The sequence below is a fragment of the Pseudomonas sp. Z4-20 genome, from assembly GCF_051131955.1.
Lineage (GTDB): Bacteria > Pseudomonadota > Gammaproteobacteria > Pseudomonadales > Pseudomonadaceae > Aquipseudomonas > Aquipseudomonas marvdashtae.
This window is the reverse complement of sequence record NZ_CP071641.1, coordinates 4,336,038-4,355,366: the sequence shown is the minus strand read 5'-3', so window position 1 is coordinate 4,355,366 and position 19,329 is coordinate 4,336,038. Positions and strand designations below refer to the sequence as shown.

Genomic DNA, 19,329 nt, shown 5'->3' with positions numbered 1-19,329 from the left:
ATCCGCCCCAACCTAAACAGCAAGGACGATGCCCCGTGAGTTCAGTGAACAAATCGATTTTGTTGGTCGACGACGACCAAGAGATTCGCGAACTGCTGGACACTTACCTCAGCCGTGCGGGGTTCCAGGTGCGCACTACGCCTGACGGCGCCGGGTTTCGCCAGGCCCTGAACGAGGCGCCGAGCGACCTGGTGATCCTCGACGTGATGCTGCCGGATGAAGACGGTTTCAGCCTTTGCCGCTGGGTTCGCCAGCATCCGCGCCAGGCGCACGTGCCGATCATCATGCTCACCGCCAGTTCCGACGAGGCCGACCGGGTCATTGGCCTGGAGTTGGGGGCCGATGATTACCTGGGCAAACCTTTCAGTCCTCGTGAATTACAGGCGCGCATCAAGGCGCTGCTGCGCAGGGCGCAGTTCGGCCAGGAACGCACCGGCGGCGAAGTGCTGGCCTTTGACGAGTGGCGCCTGGACATGGTCAGCCACCGGCTGTTCCACGCCGATGGCGAAGAAGTGATCCTGTCCGGCGCCGACTTTGCCTTGCTCAAACTGTTTCTCGACCATCCCCAGGAAATCCTCGACCGCGACACCATCGGCAACGCCACCCGGGGACGTGAACTGATGCCGCTGGACCGGATCGTCGACATGGCGGTGAGTCGCCTGCGCCAGCGTTTGCGCGACACCGACAAGCCGCCGCGGTTGATCCGCACCGTGCGCGGCAGCGGTTATCAATTGGCGGCCAGTGTGGTTGCCAGCAATGGTCATTGAAGGGGTCAAGAAGCTTGTCCGGCGAGTGCCCGTGCCGCGTTCGTTGCTAGGACGAATGCTACTGCTGACGTTGCTGGTGGTGCTGTTCGCCCAGACCCTGTCCAGCCTGATCTGGGTCTCGCAATTGCGCGCCACCCAGCTCGAAGGCCTGGTCACCAGCGCTCGCAGCCTTGCGCATTCGATGACCGCCACTGTCAGCTACCTGCGTTCGCTGCCGGTGGCCTATCGGCCGTTGGTGTTGGACCAATTGCGCAGCATGGGCGGCACGCGGTTTGTCGTGACGCTCAATGACAAGCCACTGGGCATGGACGTGTTGCCAGTGACGCCGCGCAAACTGGCGGTGCTAAAGGCCGTGGACGAAGTGTTGCGTCGTTCCCTGGGCAATAACGCCGATATCTCCGTCAAGTTTGTCAGCCCCGAAGACCTGCGAATCTTCAATGGCGGACTCAAGCTCGATGAGTTGCCCCGCTCTTGGGCTCATTACGCCTTGACCCTTGAACCGGTGAACCCGCCGGTGCTGGTCACGCAAATCCAGATGGCCCCAGGCGAATGGCTGTACATCGCCTCGCTGCTGCCCGAACCCTACACCAGCCTTGAAGAACAGGACCTGCCCAAGCAACAGGTCGGCTTCATCGTGCTCACCAGCAGCCTGTTACTGCTGTTCATCGGCTTGCTGGTGCACTGGCAAAGCCGACCGCTCAAACGCCTGGCCCGGGCCGCGCGGGACATGTCCCTGGGCGCCGAAGTGGAGCCCGTGGCCGAGGGCGGCGGCAGCGAAGTGGTGGAAGTGGGGCGCGCGTTCAATGCCATGCGCGAGCGGATCAGCCGCTACCTGACCGAGCGCAGCCAGTTGTTCAGCGCGATCTCCCATGACCTGCGCACGCCCATTACCCGACTGCGACTGCGGGTCGAGCTGCTGGAGGACGAAAACCTGCAAGCCAAGTTCGGCCGCGACCTGGACGAGTTGGAGCTGCTGGTCAAAGGCGCGCTGCAATGCGTCAAGGACACCGATATTCATGAAAACATCGAGCCGGTGGACCTCAACCACGTGCTCGATTGCCTGGTGGAACCTTACCTCGCCCCCAACGGTAACGGCCGGGTTACACAGGATGGCCGGGCGCTGGCGCCGTATCCCGGCAAGCCGCTGGCCCTCAAGCGTTGTATTGGCAACCTGATCGACAACGCCTTGAAATACGGGCAAAGAGCCCACCTGCACATCGATGACGATGAAACGGCGTTCATCCTGCATGTGGACGATGAGGGCCCTGGCGTGCCGGAGCAGCGTCTGGAACAAGTCTTCGAACCGCACTTTCGCCTTGCCGGGCAACAGCAGGGCTACGGCCTGGGGCTGGGCATCGCCCGCAACATCGCCCACAGCCACGGCGGCGAAGTGAGCCTGCAGAACCTGCGCGAGGGTGGGTTGCGGGTGACGTTGCAATTGCCGCGCAGTCAGGATTAGCCGGGTTGTGTCGACTGATCGTTCCTGCGCATAGCGTGGGAGCGTTCATTATCAATGTCACGGATTGGTGACATAACTCGTCCCTTTCGTTACCTGTCGCTTGCCTTCCCTTGTTTAGACTCCCCGGGTCAGAACAACAAAAAAGGGACCTTGATGGACACCTTCCAACCGGCGTTCAGCAGTTGGCTGAATGCACCAGCCCACCAGCAATGGCTCGCCGCCGAAGGCTTGCGCCTGCTGGCGTTCGCCAAGGCCTCGCGGCTGCCGGCCGGCTTCGGCAACCTGGATGAGCTGGGTCGCCTACCGGCCGATGCGCGGGCCGAAACCATGAACACCGCGCGCATGACCCACAGCTTCGCCATGGCCCACATCCAGGGCCTGCCGGGGTTTGCCGAGTTGGTCGATCATGGCGTCCAGGCCCTCGCAGGGCCGCTGCGCGACGCCGAGCAGGGGGGCTGGTTCGCCACGGCCAATCCCGATGAAAACGACGCCGGCAAAGCCGCTTACCTGCACGCCTTCGTTGCCTTGGCTGCCAGCTCTGCGGTGGTGGCCCAACGGCCCGGCGCCGAGGCATTGCTCAAAGAAGCGGTGCGGGTCATCGACGAGCATTTCTGGTGCGAAGAAGAGGGCGCCATGCGCGAGTCCTTCAACCGCGACTGGAGTGGAGAAGAAGCCTACCGGGGCGCCAACAGCAACATGCACGCCACCGAAGCATTCCTCGCCTTGGCCGATGTCACCGACGATCCGCGTTGGCTGGCGCGTGCGCTGCGCATCGTCGAACGGGTCATTCACGGCCATGCAGCTGCCAACGACTACAGGGTCGTGGAGCATTTCGACCGCGACTGGCAGCCGCTGCGCGAGTACAACCACGACAATCCCGCCGATGGGTTTCGCCCTTACGGCACCACGCCGGGCCATGGCTTTGAGTGGGCGCGGCTACTGCTGCACCTTGAAGCCGCGCGCGTCCAGATTGGCATGCTGACGCCGGGCTGGCTGGCCCAGGATGCGCAGAAACTCTTCGACCAGAATTGCCGCCACGGCTGGGATGTCGATGGGGCCCCGGGAATTGTCTACACGCTGGATTGGGACAACCGCGCCGTGGTTCGCCATCGCCTGCACTGGGTGCATGCCGAAGCGGCAGCGGCGGCCAGTGCCTTGCTCAAACGCACCGACGAGGTCCAGTACGAGACCTGGTACCGGCGCTTTTGGGAGTTTTGTGACAAACATTTCATCGACCGTTGCAACGGTAGCTGGCATCACGAACTCGATCCGCAAAACCGCCCCAGCGCTGACATTTGGCCGGGTAAACCGGACCTTTATCACGCCTGGCAGGCGGTGCTGATACCTCGTCTTCCGTTGGCACCCAGCATGGCATCAGCCCTGGCGCGGTTGTCTGATCCTGCGCCTGTGTAACCATGTCGTGACATACACGCGTCCCTTCGTTACCTGCGAAGGGATATCCCCTGATTAGAATCCATGCAGCGCAAGCACCAGACTTGCATGCATAACAACAAGAAAGGTACTTCTAGATGAATGCGATTTCTCGCCTCGCTACTGTCATTTCTCTTGCTTCCTTGCTTCCCGCCGCAGCATTCCCTGTCAGCGCACTCGCCGCCGAATCGAAAGGTTCCGTGGAAGTCGTCCATTGGTGGACGTCGGGTGGTGAAAAAGCCGCGGTCGATGTGCTCAAGGCGCAAGTAGAAAAAGACGGCTTTACCTGGAAGGACGGCGCTGTCGCCGGCGGTGGCGGCTCCACTGCCATGACCGTGCTCAAGAGCCGCGCCGTGGCCGGCAACCCGCCAGGCGTGGCCCAGATCAAGGGCCCGGACATCCAGGAATGGGCGACTACAGGCCTGCTCGACACCGACGTCCTGAAAGACGTCGCCAAGGAAGAGAAGTGGGACAGCCTGCTCGACAAGAAAGTCTCCGATACCGTGAAGTACGAGGGTGACTACGTGGCCGTGCCGGTGAACATCCACCGCGTCAACTGGCTGTGGATCAACCCGGAAGTCTTCAAGAAAGCCGGCATCACCAAGAACCCGACCACCCTTGAAGAATTCTACGCAGCCGGCGACAAGCTCAAGGCCGCGGGCTTCATTCCCCTGGCCCACGGTGGTCAACCTTGGCAGGACAGCACCGTGTTCGAAGCCGTGGTGCTTTCGGTCATGGGCGCCGATGGCTACAAGAAGGCACTGGTTGACCTGGACAACAAGGCGCTGACCGGTCCGGAAATGGTCAAGGCGTTGACCGAGCTGAAGAAAGTCGCGACCTACATGGATCCTGATGGCAAGGGTCAGGACTGGAACCTGGAAGCGGCCAAGGTCATCAATGGCAAGGCCGGCATGCAAATCATGGGTGATTGGGCCAAGAGCGAATGGACTGCCGCGAAGAAAGTCGCCGGCAAGGACTACGAATGCGTAGCCTTCCCGGGTACCGACAAGGCCTTCACCTACAACATCGACTCCTTGGCGGTGTTCAAGCAGAAAGACGAAGGCACCGCGGCCGGCCAGAAAGATATCGCCAAAGTCGTGCTGGGTGAGAACTTCCAGAAAGTCTTCAGCATCAACAAGGGCTCGATCCCGGTGCGCAACGACATGCTGGGCGACATGGCCAAGTACGGTTTCGACTCCTGCGCCCAGACCGCTGCCAAGGACTTCCTGGCGGACGCCAAGTCCGGCGGACTGCAACCAAGCATGGCGCACAACATGGCGACCACGCTGGCGGTACAGGGCGCGTTCTTTGACGTGGTGACGAACTACATCAACGACCCGAAAGCCGACCCTGCCGATGCCGCCAAGAAGCTTGGCGCAGCGGTTCAGTCGGCCAAGTAAGGCAGCTACAAGCTACAAGCTACAAGCTACAAGCTACAAGCTACAAGCTACAAGCTACAAGCGTGCACCGGCTTTAGCTTGCAGCTTGCAGCTTGCAGCTTTCAGCTTATAGCTGCTCTTAGTCCCTATTCTCTGTCTTGGATTTCCCCATGAGTTCTGTTGCTGTGTTCAGCAAGGCCTCGCCGTTCGATGCATTGCAGCGCTGGCTACCAAAACTGGTGCTGGCGCCGAGCATGTTCATCGTGCTGGTGGGCTTCTATGGCTACATCTTGTGGACGTTCGTCCTGTCGTTCACCACCTCGACCTTCCTGCCGACCTACAAGTGGGCGGGCCTGGCGCAATACGCGCGGCTGTGGGACAACGACCGCTGGTGGGTGGCGAGCAAGAACCTCGCGGTCTTCGGCGGCATGTTCATCGGCATCACCCTGGTGATTGGCGTGCTGCTGGCGGTGTTTCTTGACCAGCGTATCCGTCGCGAAGGCTTTATCCGCACCATTTACCTGTACCCGATGGCGCTCTCGATGATCGTTACCGGTACCGCTTGGAAATGGCTGCTCAACCCAGGCATGGGCCTGGACAAATTGTTGCGCGACTGGGGTTGGGAAGGCTTCCGCCTGGACTGGCTGATCGACCCTGATCGTGTGGTGTATTGCCTGGTTATTGCTGCCGTATGGCAGGCGTCGGGCTTCATCATGGCGATGTTCCTGGCCGGCCTGCGGGGTGTCGATCAGTCGATCATCCGCGCCGCGCAGATCGACGGCGCGAGCATGCCGCGCATCTACTGGAAAGTGGTGTTGCCGAGCCTGCGTCCGGTGTTCTTCAGCGCCGTGATGATCCTGGCGCACATCGCGATCAAGAGTTTCGACCTGGTAGCGGCCATGACGGCCGGTGGACCGGGCTACTCCTCGGACCTGCCCGCCATGTTCATGTATTCCTTCACATTCAGTCGCGGCCAGATGGGCATGGGCTCGGCCAGTGCCATCCTGATGCTCGGTGCGATTCTCGCGATCATCGTGCCTTACCTGTATTCCGAGCTGAGGGCCAAGCGTCATGACTAGTCTCGCTGTCAAACCCTCCATCAGCCTGAGCCGCATCGCGATCTACGCGGTGCTGATCGTCGCGGTATTACTTTACCTGGTGCCGCTGGTGGTCATGCTGTTGACCAGCTTCAAGACGCCGGAAGACATCAGCACCGGCAACCTGTTGAGCTGGCCGACCGTGGTCAGTGGTATCGGCTGGGTCAAGGCCTGGGCCACGGTCAATGGCTACTTCTGGAACTCGATCAAGATCACCGTTCCGGCCGTACTGATTTCCACCGCCATCGGCGCGTTGAACGGCTACGTGTTGTCGATGTGGCGCTTCCGCGGTTCGCAGCTGTTTTTCGGCTTGTTGCTGTTCGGCTGCTTCCTGCCGTTCCAGACCGTGCTGCTGCCGGCCTCGTTCACCCTCGGCAAGATGGGCCTGGCCAGCACCACCACTGGCCTGGTGTTTGTCCACGTGGTCTACGGGCTGGCATTCACCACGCTGTTTTTCCGTAACTACTACGTGAGCATACCGGACGCGCTGGTGAAGGCCGCACGGCTGGATGGTGCGGGCTTCTTCACGATCTTCCGCCGGATCATCCTGCCGATGTCGACGCCGATCATCATGGTCTGCCTGATCTGGCAGTTCACCCAGATCTGGAACGACTTCCTGTTTGGCGTGGTGTTCTCCAGCGGTGACTCCCAGCCCATTACGGTGGCACTGAACAACCTGGTCAACACCAGCACCGGGGCCAAGGAATATAACGTGGATATGGCGGCGGCGATGATCGCCGGGTTGCCAACCCTGCTGGTCTATGTGATCGCAGGCAAGTATTTCGTGCGCGGCCTCACGGCTGGCGCGGTCAAGGGGTAATCATGGCTACGCTTGAACTTCGCAACGTAAACAAGACCTATGGCGCGGGCCTGCCCGACACCTTGAAAGACATCCAATTGTCGATCAAGGAGGGTGAGTTCCTGATCCTGGTCGGCCCTTCGGGCTGCGGCAAATCCACACTGATGAACTGCATCGCCGGCCTGGAGACCATCACCGGCGGTGCGATCATGATCGGCGACCAGGACGTCAGCGGCATGAGCCCCAAGGATCGTGACATCGCCATGGTGTTCCAGTCCTACGCGCTGTACCCGACCATGAGCGTGCGCGAGAACATCGAGTTCGGCCTGAAGATTCGCAAGATGAAACAGGCGGACATCAACGAAGAAGTCGCGCGTGTTGCCAAGCTGTTGCAGATCGAACACCTGCTGAACCGCAAGCCCGGCCAGATCTCCGGCGGCCAGCAACAGCGCGTTGCCATGGGCCGGGCCCTGGCGCGGCGGCCGAAGATTTACCTGTTCGACGAACCGCTGTCTAACCTCGACGCCAAGCTGCGGGTCGAGATGCGTACCGAAATGAAACTGATGCACCAGCGCCTGAAAACCACCACGGTCTACGTGACTCACGACCAGATCGAAGCCATGACCCTGGGCGATAAGGTGGCGGTAATGAAGGACGGCATCATCCAGCAGTTCGGCACGCCAAAAGATATCTACAACAACCCGGCCAACCTGTTCGTGGCGAGTTTCATTGGTTCTCCACCGATGAACTTCATTCCCCTGCGCCTGCAACGCAAGGACGGTCGCCTGTTGGCTTTGCTCGACAGCGGTCAGGCCCGTTGCGAGTTGCCGATGGGCATGCAAGACGCCGGCCTCGAAGATCGCGAAGTCATCCTTGGCCTGCGCCCGGAGCAGATCGTGCTGGCCGCAAATGAGCCGAACGGTTTGCCGACCATTCGGGCAGAAGTCCAGGTCACCGAGCCCACCGGTCCGGACACCCTGGTGTTCGTCAACCTCAACGACACCAAGGTCTGCTGCCGCCTCGCACCGGACGTTGCGCCAGCGCCGGGCGAAACCCTGACGCTGCAATTCGACCCATCGAAAGTGCTGCTGTTCGATGCCAAGTCTGGCGAGCGCCTGGGCGTGGCCGGCCAGCCACAAGCGCAAGCCCGAACCGACAATGTCGCGCAGTTCAAAGGCCGATGAGTAATAGAAGACGGAGCGGGCTTGATCGCTCTCGACAGGAGTCTGCGGCGAGTGGGGGACCTCTCGTCGCAATCGTTGTAAACCGCGTTAGATAAAAACAGTTAATAACAATAAAGACGAGGATGTAGGGATGAAGAAGAAGAACAATGCCCAGCTTATCTGCCAGTTGTCAGCCGTTGCGGCGATGATGCTGGCCGGTAGCGCCCATGCGGCCGACGCGTTCAGTGCCGACTCGAAGTGGATGACGGGCGACTGGGGCGGTGAGCGGACCAAGCTGATCGAGCAAGGTATCGACATCAAGGCTGACTTCGTCGGTGAGATGGGTGCCAACCTCGACGGCGGCTACAACGATGACAAGACCGCGCGTTGGTCCCAACAGTTTGGCTTGGGCGTAGCCCTGGACCTGGAAAAACTGCTGGGCTGGAATGAAACGGAAGCCAAGATCCAATTCACCCGCCGGGATGGTCGCAACATCTCCAACGACCGTATCGGTGATCCGCGTGCCGGCACCCTCAGCTCCTCCCAGGAAGTCTGGGGTCGCGGACAGACTACCCGTCTGACCCAGCTGTGGATCAAGCAGAAATACTTCGACAGCAAGCTGGATGTCAAAGCCGGTTACTACGGCGTGGGCGAAGACTTCAACACCTTCCCTTGCGAGTTCCAGAACCTGGCCTTCTGCGGTTCCCAGGCAGGCAACTGGGCCACCGGCATCTGGTACAACTGGCCAATCATGCAGGCAGCTATCCGGTTCAAATACAACATTACGCCTGAGCTGTATGCGCAAATCGGCGCCTACAACCAGAACCCTTCGCAGCTGGAAAACAACAACCGCTACAAGCTCAGCGGCAGCGGCACCCAGGGCACCTTGATTCCGGTCGAATTGGTCTGGTCGCCGAAGATCAACAACTTGCCGGGCGAGTACCGTGTCGGTTACTACAAAAGCACCGCCAAGGCTGATGACGTCCGCGAAGACGACAATGGCAATGACGCCGCGACCACCCGTAACGCCTACCGCAGCCACAGCAGCAAGGACGGCTACTGGTTCGTCCTGCAGCAGCAGCTCACCGACCACAACGGTGACGCTACGCGCGGCCTGAACATCGCGGCCAACGCCACCTTCCATGACAAGGAGACCAACGTCGTCGACAACTATCAGTCGCTGATGTTTGTGTACAAGGGGCCGTTCGATGCGCGTCCTAAAGACGACGTCGGGATCGGTTTCTCGCGCATCCATGTCAACGAAGACGTGAAGAAAAACGCCGAGCTGACCAACGTTGCCAATGGTGTAAGCGATTACGACAATCCGCTGTTCTCGCCGTTGCGCAGCACTGAGTACAACTATGAAATCAACTATGGCTTCCATGTCACCAACTGGCTGACCGTGCGTCCTAACTTGCAATACGTGACTCACCCAGGCGGTGTCAATGAAGTCGATGACGCGCTGGTGGCCGGTCTGAAAATTCAGTCGGTGTTCTAACGCTGTTGCGATAAGCTCCTCTCTATGTGCGCATATTTGCGGACAGCCAAGGCTGTCCGCTTTTTTTTGCGGAGTGCGTTTGGTTGTGTGCAGAACCCGTGGCGAGGGAGCTTGCTCCCGCTGGGTTGCGAAGCGACCCCAAAGCCATTCACTGCGATGCTTCAGCCAGATCACAGTTGCCTCGTTTACGACTGCTTCGCAGCCGAGCGGGAGCAAGCTCCCTCGCCACAAAAAACGCGTCGTACACCGTTGAATATCGAATGATTTCCAGGACCGCGACCCATGCATGAGCATCCGCTACAACGCTTTTTCAGATCCTTGCGCGAGCGTCCGGTGTTTGCGTGGGAGCGTTATCAGCAGCGCGATGTGCTGGTGATCGACCACCCCTTGTGCCAGGCGGTGTTCAGTCGCCAGGGCGCGCAACTGTTGCACTTCCAGCCGCGCGGGCAAAAACCGTGGTTGTGGTGCGCGGCCAGGTGGCCACAGGTCGGGGCGATTCGGGGCGGGGTGCCGGTGTGTTGGCCATGGTATGGCCGGCATCCAAGCGAAAACGCTTGGCCCTCCCATGGTTGGGCGCGGCTGATCGATTGGAAATTGCTGGACAGCAGCAGCGACGAGCAGGGCGTCCACCTGCATTGGCAATTGCAACTGTGTGACTGGCAAGTAGACCTGCATGCCGACCTGGGCGAGCACATGGAGCTGCGCTTGAGCACCGAGCATCACGACAGCTTGCCTTGCCAGTTGAGCCAAGCCTTGCATGCCTATTGGCGTATTGGTGACGTCGGCGAGGTAGCGCTGTCTGGGCTCGAAGGCGCGCACGGTTACGACCAGTTGAACCGTGCGGTTTGCCAGCAGGAAGGCGAGTTGCGAGTCGATGGTGGGTGTCAGCGGGTGTTCCAGCATGAGGGAGAATTGCAGCTCAAGGATCACGCCTGGCAGCGCGAATTGTGCATCGATACCGGTGATAGCGCCGACACGGTGGTGTGGCACCCGGGTGCCAGGCCATTGCTGGGGGTGAGCTGGGATGAAGTCAGTGAGTTCGTTTGCGTCGAAGCGGCCAGTGGCGGCACCGAGAGCCTATGCCTGGCACCCGGGGAGCAGGCGCATTTGAGTTTGCAGGCGCGGGCGGGAGTTTAGGTCAGATGATCGGTCCCACGCTCTGCGTGGGAATGCCTCTACGGACGCTCCGCGTCCGACGCAGAGCGTGGGAACGATCAGGATGGTCAGTTGAACTCATCCCCCACTGGATACCGGCTGGCGTTCAGGCTTTCCTTGATCTTGCGCAGGTGCGGCTGGAAGTCCACGCCTCGGCGCAAAGTCATGCCGGTGGCCAGCACGTCCAGCACGGTGAGTTGGATGATGCGCGACGTCATCGGCATGTAGATGTCGGTGTCTTCCGGCAGCGGGATGTTCAGGCTCAAGGTGCTCGCCTTGGCCAACGGCGAGCCCTCGGCGGTCAGGCCGAGCACCGATGCACCGTTTTCCCGGGCAATGCGCGCCACTTCCACCAGCTCGCGGGTACGCCCGGTGTAGGAAATGATCACGAACAGTTCGCCGGTATGGGCCACCGACGCGATCATGCGTTGCATCAGCACATCGGCGTGGGCGGTCACCGCCAGGTTGAAGCGAAAAAACTTGTGCTGGGCATCCAGCGCCACAGGGGCCGAAGCGCCGAGGCCGAAGAAGTGAATCTGGCGAGCCTGGATCAACAGATCCACCGCGCGACTGATCAAATTGGGATCAAGGGCCTGGCAGGCGCTGTCCAATGAGGCAATGGCACTGCCGAAGATTTTCCGGGTGTAGGCTTCCGGGTTGTCATCGGCCTCCACGGCACGACTGACATAGGCCGCGCCGCTGGCCAGGCTCTGGGCCAGTTGCAGCTTGAGTTCCGGGTAGCCGCTGACGCCGAAGGAGCGGCAGAAGCGGTTGACGGTCGGCTCGCTGACCGAAGCCGCCTGGGCGAGGGCGGCGATGCTGAAACGGGTAGCCTGCTGCGGGTTGAGCAGGATCACTTCGGCCACCTTGCGTTCGGCCTTGTTCAGGTCTTCCAGGCGACTCTGGATTTGCTCCAGTAGATTTCGCACGCGGTCCATACAAGATTCCTAGAGAGACGGGTCTTTGATACGACCCTTTGCGGTGGCCTATCCTACTGATGGCTCCGACGGACCACCACTCGGAATCGGTATTTTCGGAAAATGTTGTGTTTATTACTACATTTTTCCTTGAGTGATACCTTGAAAAAAGGTATTTGTAGCTTAACTTGATAAAAGAACAAACATCATGCATTCGATTACGGTTGAACCGTGCACTTTTGCCTTGTTCGGCGCGCTGGGCGACCTGGCGTTGCGCAAGCTGTTTCCTGCCCTTTATCAGCTCGATGGCGCCGGCCTGCTGCATGAGGACACGCGAATCTTCGCGCTGGCCCGTGAACCCGGCAGCGAGCAGCAGCACTTGGCTTTCATCACCGCGGAGCTGCGCCGTTATGTGGGCGATAAAGACCTCGACGAAGCCGTGATCGAACGCTTCCTGGGGCGGTTGACTTACCTGCATGTGGATTTCCTCAAGGCCGACGACTACGTTGCGCTCGCTGAGCAGGTCGGCCAGACCCCACAACAGGTCATCGCCTATTTCGCCACCCCGGCGGCGGTCTACGGTGCTATCTGCGAAAACCTGGCGAAAGTCGGCTTGAGCGAAAACACCCGCGTCGTGCTGGAAAAACCCATCGGCTCGGACCTGGAATCGTCGCGCAAGGTCAACGACGCCGTGGCGCAATTCTTCCCGGAAAACCGCACCTATCGTATCGACCATTACCTGGGCAAAGAGACGGTCCAGAACCTGATCGCGCTGCGGTTCGCCAACAGCCTGTTCGAAACCCAGTGGAACCAGAATTACATTTCCCACGTGGAAATCACTGTGGCCGAGAAGGTCGGGATCGAAGGCCGTTGGGGTTATTTTGACAAGGCCGGCCAGCTGCGCGACATGATCCAGAATCACCTGCTGCAGTTGCTGTGCCTGATTGCCATGGACCCACCGGCCGACCTGTCCGCCGACAGCATCCGCGACGAGAAGGTCAAGGTGCTCAAGGCCCTGGCGCCGATCAGTCCGGAAGGCTTGACCACCCAAGTAGTGCGCGGCCAGTACATTGCCGGCCACGCCGAGGGCAAGGCCGTCCCGGGTTACCTGGAAGAACCCAATTCCAATACCCAGAGCGACACCGAGACGTTCGTCGCCCTGCGCGCCGACATCCGCAACTGGCGTTGGGCTGGGGTGCCGTTTTACCTGCGCACCGGCAAGCGCATGCCGCAGAAGCTGTCGCAGATCGTCATCCACTTCAAGGAACCGTCGCACTACATCTTCGCCCCCGAGCAGCGCCTGCAGATCAGCAACAAGCTGATCATTCGCCTGCAACCGGACGAAGGGATTTCCTTGCGAGTGATGACCAAGGAGCAAGGCCTGGACAAGGGCATGCAATTGCGCAGCGGTCCATTGCAACTCAACTTTTCAGACACTTATCGCAGCGCACGGATTCCCGATGCCTACGAGCGGTTGTTGCTGGAAGTCATGAACGGCAATCAGAACCTGTTTGTCCGTAAAGATGAAATTGAAGCCGCGTGGACGTGGTGTGACCAGTTGATCGCCGGATGGAAGAAGTCTGGCGATGCGCCCAAGCCGTATGCCGCTGGGTCGTGGGGGCCGATGAGCTCCATTGCACTGATCACGCGGGATGGGAGGTCATGGTATGGCGATATCTGAAGTGAAACTGCCCCAGGGCGTTACTGCCCTGGCGTTCAAGAACCCGGTGATGCTGGCTGAAAGCCTGGCGCTGAACGTTGCCGAGCAATTGCGCGCGGCGATCGACGGCAATGGCGCGGCCACCTTGGTGGTCTCGGGCGGTCGCAGCCCGGTGGCGTTTTTCCAGCACCTGTCCAAGCAAGCGCTGGATTGGTCGAAAGTGATGGTGAGCCTGGCGGACGAGCGCTGGGTGCCGGTTGAACATACCGACAGCAATGCCGGTCTGCTCAAGCGGTATCTGCTCCAGGGCGCGGCGGCCAAGGCGCAGTTCCTGAGCCTGTACAACCCCAGCGCGAACTTGGAAGCGGCGGCCGAACAGGCCGATCGCCTGCTGGCCGAGTTGCCGCCTATCGACGTGCTGGTGCTGGGGATGGGCGATGACGGGCACACCGCCTCGTTGTTTCCCGACAGCCCGAACCTGGCCAAGGCCCTGGATGAACAAGGTGCTCGCCGTTGCTGGCCAATGCTCGCACCGACCGTGCCGCACCAACGCCTGACCATGAGCCGCGCCTTGCTGGCTTCGGCGAAACACAAGGTGCTGGCGATTTCCGGTCAATCGAAATTGACCACCCTGAACGCCGCGGTGGCCGGTGACGACGTCGCCGCAATGCCGATCCGCGCGTTTCTGCAACCTACGTTAGAGATTTACTGGTGCCCATGAACCAAGGATCAGCCGCTATGAAAAACCCATCCCCTACCGTTTCCATGGCGGACAAAGTGACGCTGATCGACAGCCTCTGCGCCAAGGCGCGGATCCTGCCGGTGATAACCATCGCCCGTGAACAAGACATCCTGCCATTGGCCGATGCCTTGGCCGCCGGTGGCCTGACGGCACTGGAAGTGACCTTGCGTTCGCAGTACGGCCTCAAGGCGATCCAAGTGCTGAGCGAGCAGCGCCCGGAGTTGGTGACTGGCGCTGGCACGGTGCTCGACCGCCATATGCTTGCTGCCGCTGAGGCGGCCGGTTCGCAATTCATCGTGACCCCGGGCATCACCCGAGATTTGCTGGAAGCGAGCGTCCAGAGCCCGATCCCATTGTTGCCGGGGATCAGTAACGCCTCGGGCATCATGGAAGGCTACGGCTTGGGCTATCGCCGCTTCAAGTTGTTCCCGGCCGAAGTCAGCGGCGGCGTTGCCGCTATCAAGGCCTTGGGCGGACCGTTTGGCGAAGTGAAATTCTGCCCGACCGGCGGCGTGAGCCCGGCCAACATCAAAAGCTACATGGCGTTGAAAAACGTGATGTGCGTGGGCGGCAGCTGGATGCTCGATCCGGAGTGGATCAAGAACGGCGACTGGGCCCGTATCCAGGAATGCACCGCCGAGGCGCTGGCGCTACTGGACTGATTGTCTTACCGAACTTCGTTGGGTGTTCTACGGCTTTACGGTGCGCTTGGTCGGCGCGCCGTTTTTTTTTGCCTGTTATTTCGCCACGGGTTATGTACTGCTCAGGTTAATCAGCGCCTCAGTCAAACGCTCGATATCACGGCCCAGGGTAATCAACCCGGGCGTAATGCGAATGCACGCCCCAGCGCTGGTCTTGCGCACCACGGTAAAAATCCCATAGTCGTCGAGCAGTCGATCAGCCATGGTCTGCTGGTCACTTTGGACGGTAAACCGCATCGAGGTGATGCCGCAATAAAGACGACGGTCGTCCGGTGTCATGACTTCGATGCCAGGCACATCGCGCACCGCGCTCACCCACATATCCCGCAAGTAGCGCAGCCGTGCACCTTTGGCCGATGCACCACCCAACGCACGGTGTTCTTCAAACACCAGTGGCAGCGTCAGCAGGGCCGGGATGTTGGGCGTGCTGTGTGGCGTGCGTGAGCGTATGTCGGTGGCGGGATAGGTGGCTTCGTCCATGTCCGGGTCGATGTCGGCCAGCCGCTGTGGCGCGATATAGAGAAAGCCCAGGGCCAAGGGGCCACCAATCCACTTTTGCAAGTTGAACCCGGCGAATTGAATACCGAGTTTCTTCAAGTCGAATTCGATCTGACCTAAGGCGTGGGCGCCATCAAGAATGATGTCGACATCGAATTCCCGTGCCGCCTCGGCAATGGCCTGGACCGGCATCACCAGGCCAGTCAGGTGGTTGACATAGGTGAGTGGCATCAGCTTGAGGCGGGGATACCGAATGAAGGTTTCTCGATACGTGCCAACCAGGCTGTCGAAACTGGCGGGGTGCGGGTGGACCAGTTCAATGACCTCCGCCCCGCGTTGGCGGGCCAGCCAGCGCATCGCACTCTTGACCGACTCGTATTCGACATCGCTTATCAAGACCTGATCGCCCGGCTTGAGACCGTTGTAATTACGAATCAGCCTTTGCAAGGCGTCCACGGCGCTGGTGGCCAGCGCCACGGTAGACGGGGGGACATGGATCAGTTTAGCCACCTGGAGACGAATCGCCTCGCCATGTTCCCGATCAAAATCCTGGCGCACGTAAAACGAATTGCCGCGGTTGACGAACTCGATGTTGCGTTGGTACTCCTCGACCACGGTGCGCGACATCCGCCCGAAGTAGCCATTTTCAAGATTGAGCGGCCCGCCGGCATCGACATCGTACCGATCGACAAAGGTTTCCCAGAAGCGTTCATCGTGGGCGCGTAGCGTATTTTCGGGCATGGCGGGCTCAATCAATCAATGGCAGCGGTCAGTGGCGAGGTTTAGGCAAGCCATGTTTAGCCCGCAGCGGGTCCAGCAGGTCTGACAAACCGTTGTGGTCGATCTCCTGCATCAGTGCCAGTAAACCGCCCAGTTCGCCCTTGGGGAAACCCTCCCGGGCGAACCAGTTCAAGTACTGGCCAGGCAGGTCGGCAAGGATTCGCCCCTTGTATTTACCGAAGGGCATTTGGCGCGTTACCAACAGTTCGAGCTTTTCTGGATTCATGGCAATTGTCTTGTTCGGGACCATCGGCAAAATACAGGCATTCTGCATGCAGGCCAAATGACAGATCATGCAAATAACGCGGATACAGAATCTTTCCGTGTAAATAAATGATTGAATTTAAACGTATTTTTTATAATTAAGGGCTGGCACGACCGATGCAATATTCCTTGCAGGTTTTTATTCACCAAGCAAAGGAACTGAAAAATGACTGACATCAATAAAGAATCCATCTCTGTCTTGAACGACCTGATCGAGACCAGCAAGGATGGCCAGGAAGGATTCAAGACCTGCGCTGAAGACATCAAGCACCCAGAACTCAAGGCTTTGTTCGTTAAACGCGCCGCCGATTGCGCAACCGCCGCGGCCGAACTTCAAGCTGCTGTCCGCTCCCTGGGTGGCGATCCGGAAACTTCTACCAGCGTTGCCGGTGACCTGCATCGCCGTTGGGTAGACGTGAAAGCGATGTTCACCGGCAAGGATGAAGAGGCGGTGCTCAACGAAGCCGAGCGCGGCGAGGACCACGCACTGAAGGCTTACAAGGAAGCCATCGAGAAAATCAACAAGCACAACCTAGTGGGCATTCGTGACCTGGTGGAACGCCAGTACCACGGCGTGCAACGCAACCATGACCAAGTCAAGGCCCTGCGTAACCAGGCACGCGCCAGCTAATACTCGTGTGTGATGCAAAAAACGCCAGCTCGTCTGGCGTTTTTTTATGGGAGGCAATCAGTGGAAAGACGCGTAATAGTGTTTGTCGAATCCGTCAACAAACAACGCTGGACTCAATTAGATAGCTAGCTAATAATTGCGTCACCTCTAACGCAATCTATTGTTACAACGTCCCCAGAAAAGAGTTTTCCGCGTGCCCATCACCTTCCAGGCCCTGTTCGCTCCCGATCGCCTCGCTGTGCAGTTCGCCATCAAAACCGTCCTCGGCGGTGGCCTGGCGCTGTGGCTGGCGTTGCGCTGGGGTTTGGAGCAGCCGTCTTGGGCTTTGATGACGGCGTTCATCGTCGCCCAGCCGCTGTCCGGCATGGTGGTGCAAAAGGGCTTGGCGCGATTGGTCGGGACGTTGGTGGGAACGATCATGTCGGTCGTGTTCATGGGGCTGTTTGCCCAGGCGCCGTGGTTGTTTTTGCTGGCGCTGGCGTTGTGGCTCGGCGTGTGCACAGCCTGTTCGACGCTGTTGCGCAGCGCCTGGTCGTACTCTTTCGTGCTGGCCGGCTACACGGTGGCGATCATCGCCCTGCCGGCCATCTCCCATCCGCTTGGCGTGTTCGACCAGGCCGTGGCCCGTTGTACCGAGATCAGCCTGGGCATCACCTGCGCCACGGCGGCCAGTGCGTTGCTCTGGCCGTTGCGGGTCGAACGACAATTGGCGGATCAGGCTCGCGCTGCCTGGCAGAGCGGCATGCAGGCGGCCCGTGCGACATTGGCCGGCGATGCCCAGGCGCGCAAAGGTTTGCTGGAGATTCTCGGCAAGATCGTCGCGGTGGATGCCCAGCGCGAGCACGCCTGGTTCGAAGGCAGCCTGGGTCGCCAGCGCGCCCGGGCCATCAGCGGTTTGAGCCAGAAGCTGCTGATGCTGCTGCGTATTGCCCGTTCGGTGCGTCGGCAATGGAAACAGCTTGAGCCGCTGGAGGCCGAAGCGCTCCAGCCGTGGATGACAGAGGTGCAGCAGGCTCTCGACGCGGATAGCGCGACGCTGCAGGCGCTGCGGCCTCGGGTCCTGGACGCGTCTCACGACCCGCGGATCAGCTCGGCGCAAAGTTATTGCCTGGCGCGTTTCGCCTTGCTGCTTGATACCGCCCTGGCCGCTTGCGCTGCGCTGTCGGCAGTGCAGGAGGGCAGGGAAGCGGCGGACCCGCCGCGAACCCTGGCACCCCACCGGGATGTGTCCCTGGCCATGGTGTTCGGCGCCCGCAGCGCCTTGGCGTTCCTGACGGTGTCGTGTTTTTGGCTGGCGACCGCCTGGCCCGCCGCGTCGGGCGCGCTGCTGCTCACCTGCGTGGTCTGCAGCCTGTTCGCCAGCCGTGAAAACGGTGCGCAGATCGGCATGAGTTTTTTGCGCGGCATTCTGTTGGCAGTGCCGACAGCGTTTGTGATCGGTGAAATCCTGCTGCCGCAATGGAGCAGTTTCGCGATGCTCTGCATCGCCATGGGCGTGCCGTTGTTCTTCGGCGCGCTGGGCATGGCCAAGCCGCCGCTCTACGCCACGGCCACGTCGTTCTGCCTGCACCTTGTGGTGTTGGTGTCGCCGCTCAACGCCATGAAGTATGACGTCTCGACTTTCTTCAATAACGCCCAGGCCATAATGATTGGCGTAGGTGCGGCGGTATTGGCGTTCAAGCTGTTGATCCTGCGCAACCCGGCCTGGCACAGCCGTCGGCTGCTGGCCGCGACGCTGGACGATCTGGTGCGCCTGACCCATCGCAACCTGCGCGGGGCCGAGAGCTGGTTTGGCGGACGCATGGCCGACCGTTTGTTGCAACTGGCGCGGCATTATCCCGAACTGCCGGTGCCCGCGCGCAGTCGTTGGGATGACGGTTTGTTGGGCCTGGACATTGGCGATGAGTTGCTGCACCTGCGCTTGAGCCTGGCCGTCGCCCAAGTGCCCGAGGCCCCGGCCCAGCGCCGCTATTTCGAAACCCTGGAGCAGGCGCTGGAACGCGGTCCGTCCGGTGGCGAGGCCGAGGCATTGGCCCAGGCGAGCGACGAGTATCTGCAAGTGCTGTCGCAGCAGCCCTCCAGCGATGCGCTGAAGTTGGCGCAAGGCGCGGTCGTGCAGTTGCAGAACAGCTGGCGCGCCTGGTGCCGTCAGCACGAACCTCAACGAGGGGAGCATAGCCATGGGCTTGCGTGAGTGGTCGATCGGCGGGGTCTTGCTCAGCCCGTTCCTGATTTATGTGGTGCTGGCCTTGCTGGTGACGGGGGCGCTGCGCCTGTTGCTCAGCGTCGTGCCGGCCGGGCGCTGGATCTGGCATGAGGCCTTGTTCGACTGCGCCCTGTATGTCTGTGTCCTGACTGTCATTACCCTGGTCCTCGGACCGTTATAAG

18 protein-coding genes are annotated in these 19,329 nt (G+C 60.4%); 15 read left to right on the top strand and 3 right to left on the bottom strand.

What is annotated here, in order from left to right:
* Window positions 1-35 precede the first annotated feature (35 nt).
* The 9 genes from J3P82_RS19915 to J3P82_RS19875 all read left to right on the top strand — a co-directional run bounded on the left by J3P82_RS19915 (window position 36) and on the right by J3P82_RS19875 (window position 10,730).
* The gene (locus J3P82_RS19915) at window positions 36-767 is read left to right on the top strand and encodes a response regulator (protein ID WP_186613587.1); all 732 of its coding nucleotides are present in this window, start codon (window positions 36-38) and stop codon (window positions 765-767) included.
* Window positions 757-2,226, top strand: a complete 1,470-nt coding sequence (locus J3P82_RS19910; protein WP_434558340.1) for an ATP-binding protein — start codon at window positions 757-759, stop codon at window positions 2,224-2,226. Before J3P82_RS19915 ends, J3P82_RS19910 begins: the two co-directional genes overlap by 11 nt.
* Before the next feature lie 153 nt (window positions 2,227-2,379).
* The gene (locus J3P82_RS19905) at window positions 2,380-3,639 is read left to right on the top strand and encodes an AGE family epimerase/isomerase (RefSeq protein ID WP_434558339.1); all 1,260 of its coding nucleotides are present in this window, start codon (window positions 2,380-2,382) and stop codon (window positions 3,637-3,639) included.
* A 116-nt stretch (window positions 3,640-3,755) separates the two neighbouring features.
* Window positions 3,756-5,057 (top strand): ABC transporter substrate-binding protein, encoded by a 1,302-nt coding sequence (locus tag J3P82_RS19900; protein WP_434558338.1) that lies wholly within the window; start codon window positions 3,756-3,758, stop codon window positions 5,055-5,057.
* A 149-nt stretch (window positions 5,058-5,206) separates the two neighbouring features.
* Window positions 5,207-6,115 carry a carbohydrate ABC transporter permease gene (locus J3P82_RS19895; RefSeq protein ID WP_030139360.1) on the top strand — a complete coding sequence of 303 codons (909 nt, stop codon included), beginning with the start codon at window positions 5,207-5,209 and terminating at the stop codon, window positions 6,113-6,115.
* Entirely contained in the window at window positions 6,108-6,953 is an 846-nt protein-coding gene (locus J3P82_RS19890; protein ID WP_434558337.1) for a carbohydrate ABC transporter permease, read from the top strand. The genes J3P82_RS19895 and J3P82_RS19890 overlap by 8 nt, the downstream gene beginning before the upstream one ends.
* A gap of 2 nt (window positions 6,954-6,955) precedes the next feature.
* A complete protein-coding gene (locus J3P82_RS19885) occupies window positions 6,956-8,116 on the top strand; it encodes an ABC transporter ATP-binding protein (RefSeq protein ID WP_434558336.1) in 1,161 nt (386 codons plus the stop codon).
* A gap of 130 nt (window positions 8,117-8,246) precedes the next feature.
* A complete protein-coding gene (locus J3P82_RS19880; RefSeq protein ID WP_434558335.1) occupies window positions 8,247-9,593 on the top strand; it encodes a carbohydrate porin in 1,347 nt (448 codons plus the stop codon).
* Window positions 9,594-9,875: 282 nt separating this feature from the next.
* A complete protein-coding gene (locus J3P82_RS19875) occupies window positions 9,876-10,730 on the top strand; it encodes a D-hexose-6-phosphate mutarotase (protein ID WP_434558334.1) in 855 nt (284 codons plus the stop codon).
* A gap of 86 nt (window positions 10,731-10,816) precedes the next feature.
* On the opposite strand, the gene J3P82_RS19870 is transcribed toward J3P82_RS19875, so the two are convergent.
* The gene (locus J3P82_RS19870) at window positions 10,817-11,677 is read right to left on the bottom strand and encodes a MurR/RpiR family transcriptional regulator (RefSeq protein ID WP_171061416.1); all 861 of its coding nucleotides are present in this window, start codon (window positions 11,675-11,677) and stop codon (window positions 10,817-10,819) included.
* 196 nt (window positions 11,678-11,873) lie between these two features.
* Here J3P82_RS19870 and zwf point away from each other — a divergent pair, with 196 nt between their 5' ends.
* From zwf to J3P82_RS19855, 3 genes are read left to right on the top strand one after another with little or no spacing between them, the layout of a single operon-like run.
* Window positions 11,874-13,346, top strand: coding sequence for a glucose-6-phosphate dehydrogenase (zwf, locus tag J3P82_RS19865; RefSeq protein WP_434558333.1), 1,473 nt, complete (start codon window positions 11,874-11,876; stop codon window positions 13,344-13,346).
* Window positions 13,333-14,046 (top strand): 6-phosphogluconolactonase, encoded by a 714-nt coding sequence (pgl, locus tag J3P82_RS19860; protein WP_434558332.1) that lies wholly within the window; start codon window positions 13,333-13,335, stop codon window positions 14,044-14,046. Before zwf ends, pgl begins: the two co-directional genes overlap by 14 nt.
* A gap of 17 nt (window positions 14,047-14,063) precedes the next feature.
* Window positions 14,064-14,729, top strand: coding sequence for a bifunctional 4-hydroxy-2-oxoglutarate aldolase/2-dehydro-3-deoxy-phosphogluconate aldolase (locus tag J3P82_RS19855; RefSeq protein ID WP_434558331.1), 666 nt, complete (start codon window positions 14,064-14,066; stop codon window positions 14,727-14,729).
* Between the two features lie 90 nt (window positions 14,730-14,819).
* Here the strand turns inward: J3P82_RS19855 and J3P82_RS19850 are convergent, their stop codons facing one another.
* Both J3P82_RS19850 and J3P82_RS19845 read right to left on the bottom strand, forming a co-directional pair.
* Complete coding sequence (locus tag J3P82_RS19850; RefSeq protein ID WP_434558330.1) at window positions 14,820-16,007, bottom strand: aminotransferase class V-fold PLP-dependent enzyme; 1,188 nt, start codon at window positions 16,005-16,007, stop codon at window positions 14,820-14,822.
* 28 nt (window positions 16,008-16,035) lie between these two features.
* Complete coding sequence (locus J3P82_RS19845; RefSeq protein ID WP_053119117.1) at window positions 16,036-16,272, bottom strand: DUF3820 family protein; 237 nt, start codon at window positions 16,270-16,272, stop codon at window positions 16,036-16,038.
* 204 nt (window positions 16,273-16,476) lie between these two features.
* On the opposite strand from J3P82_RS19845, the gene J3P82_RS19840 reads away from it, so the two are divergent.
* The 3 genes from J3P82_RS19840 to J3P82_RS19830 all read left to right on the top strand — a co-directional run bounded on the left by J3P82_RS19840 (window position 16,477) and on the right by J3P82_RS19830 (window position 19,328).
* Window positions 16,477-16,941: a PA2169 family four-helix-bundle protein gene (locus tag J3P82_RS19840; RefSeq protein WP_434558329.1), complete on the top strand. Its 465-nt coding sequence runs from the start codon at window positions 16,477-16,479 to the stop codon at window positions 16,939-16,941.
* 193 nt (window positions 16,942-17,134) lie between these two features.
* On the top strand, window positions 17,135-19,135 hold the full coding sequence (locus J3P82_RS19835; RefSeq protein ID WP_434558328.1) for an FUSC family protein: 2,001 nt from the start codon (window positions 17,135-17,137) through the stop codon (window positions 19,133-19,135).
* Complete coding sequence (locus J3P82_RS19830; protein ID WP_434558327.1) at window positions 19,122-19,328, top strand: DUF1656 domain-containing protein; 207 nt, start codon at window positions 19,122-19,124, stop codon at window positions 19,326-19,328. The genes J3P82_RS19835 and J3P82_RS19830 overlap by 14 nt, the downstream gene beginning before the upstream one ends.
* Window position 19,329: the final 1 nt, after the last annotated feature.

Excerpts from the sequence above, each read along its gene's own strand:
- J3P82_RS19905 (WP_434558339.1), top strand. The coding sequence starts at position 2,380 with ATGGACACCTTCCAACCGGCGTTCAGCAGTTGGCTGAATGCACCAGCC.
- J3P82_RS19910 (WP_434558340.1), top strand. The coding sequence starts at position 757 with ATGGTCATTGAAGGGGTCAAGAAGCTTGTCCGGCGAGTGCCCGTGCCG.
- zwf (WP_434558333.1), top strand. The coding sequence starts at position 11,874 with ATGCATTCGATTACGGTTGAACCGTGCACTTTTGCCTTGTTCGGCGCG.
- J3P82_RS19850 (WP_434558330.1), bottom strand. The coding sequence starts at position 16,007 with ATGCCCGAAAATACGCTACGCGCCCACGATGAACGCTTCTGGGAAACC.
- J3P82_RS19830 (WP_434558327.1), top strand. The coding sequence starts at position 19,122 with ATGGGCTTGCGTGAGTGGTCGATCGGCGGGGTCTTGCTCAGCCCGTTC.
- J3P82_RS19890 (WP_434558337.1), top strand. The coding sequence starts at position 6,108 with ATGACTAGTCTCGCTGTCAAACCCTCCATCAGCCTGAGCCGCATCGCG.
- J3P82_RS19885 (WP_434558336.1), top strand. The coding sequence starts at position 6,956 with ATGGCTACGCTTGAACTTCGCAACGTAAACAAGACCTATGGCGCGGGC.
- pgl (WP_434558332.1), top strand. The coding sequence starts at position 13,333 with ATGGCGATATCTGAAGTGAAACTGCCCCAGGGCGTTACTGCCCTGGCG.
- J3P82_RS19875 (WP_434558334.1), top strand. The coding sequence starts at position 9,876 with ATGCATGAGCATCCGCTACAACGCTTTTTCAGATCCTTGCGCGAGCGT.
- J3P82_RS19895 (WP_030139360.1), top strand. The coding sequence starts at position 5,207 with ATGAGTTCTGTTGCTGTGTTCAGCAAGGCCTCGCCGTTCGATGCATTG.
- J3P82_RS19880 (WP_434558335.1), top strand. The coding sequence starts at position 8,247 with ATGAAGAAGAAGAACAATGCCCAGCTTATCTGCCAGTTGTCAGCCGTT.
- J3P82_RS19845 (WP_053119117.1), bottom strand. The coding sequence starts at position 16,272 with ATGAATCCAGAAAAGCTCGAACTGTTGGTAACGCGCCAAATGCCCTTC.
- J3P82_RS19900 (WP_434558338.1), top strand. The coding sequence starts at position 3,756 with ATGAATGCGATTTCTCGCCTCGCTACTGTCATTTCTCTTGCTTCCTTG.
- J3P82_RS19840 (WP_434558329.1), top strand. The coding sequence starts at position 16,477 with ATGACTGACATCAATAAAGAATCCATCTCTGTCTTGAACGACCTGATC.
- J3P82_RS19855 (WP_434558331.1), top strand. The coding sequence starts at position 14,064 with ATGAAAAACCCATCCCCTACCGTTTCCATGGCGGACAAAGTGACGCTG.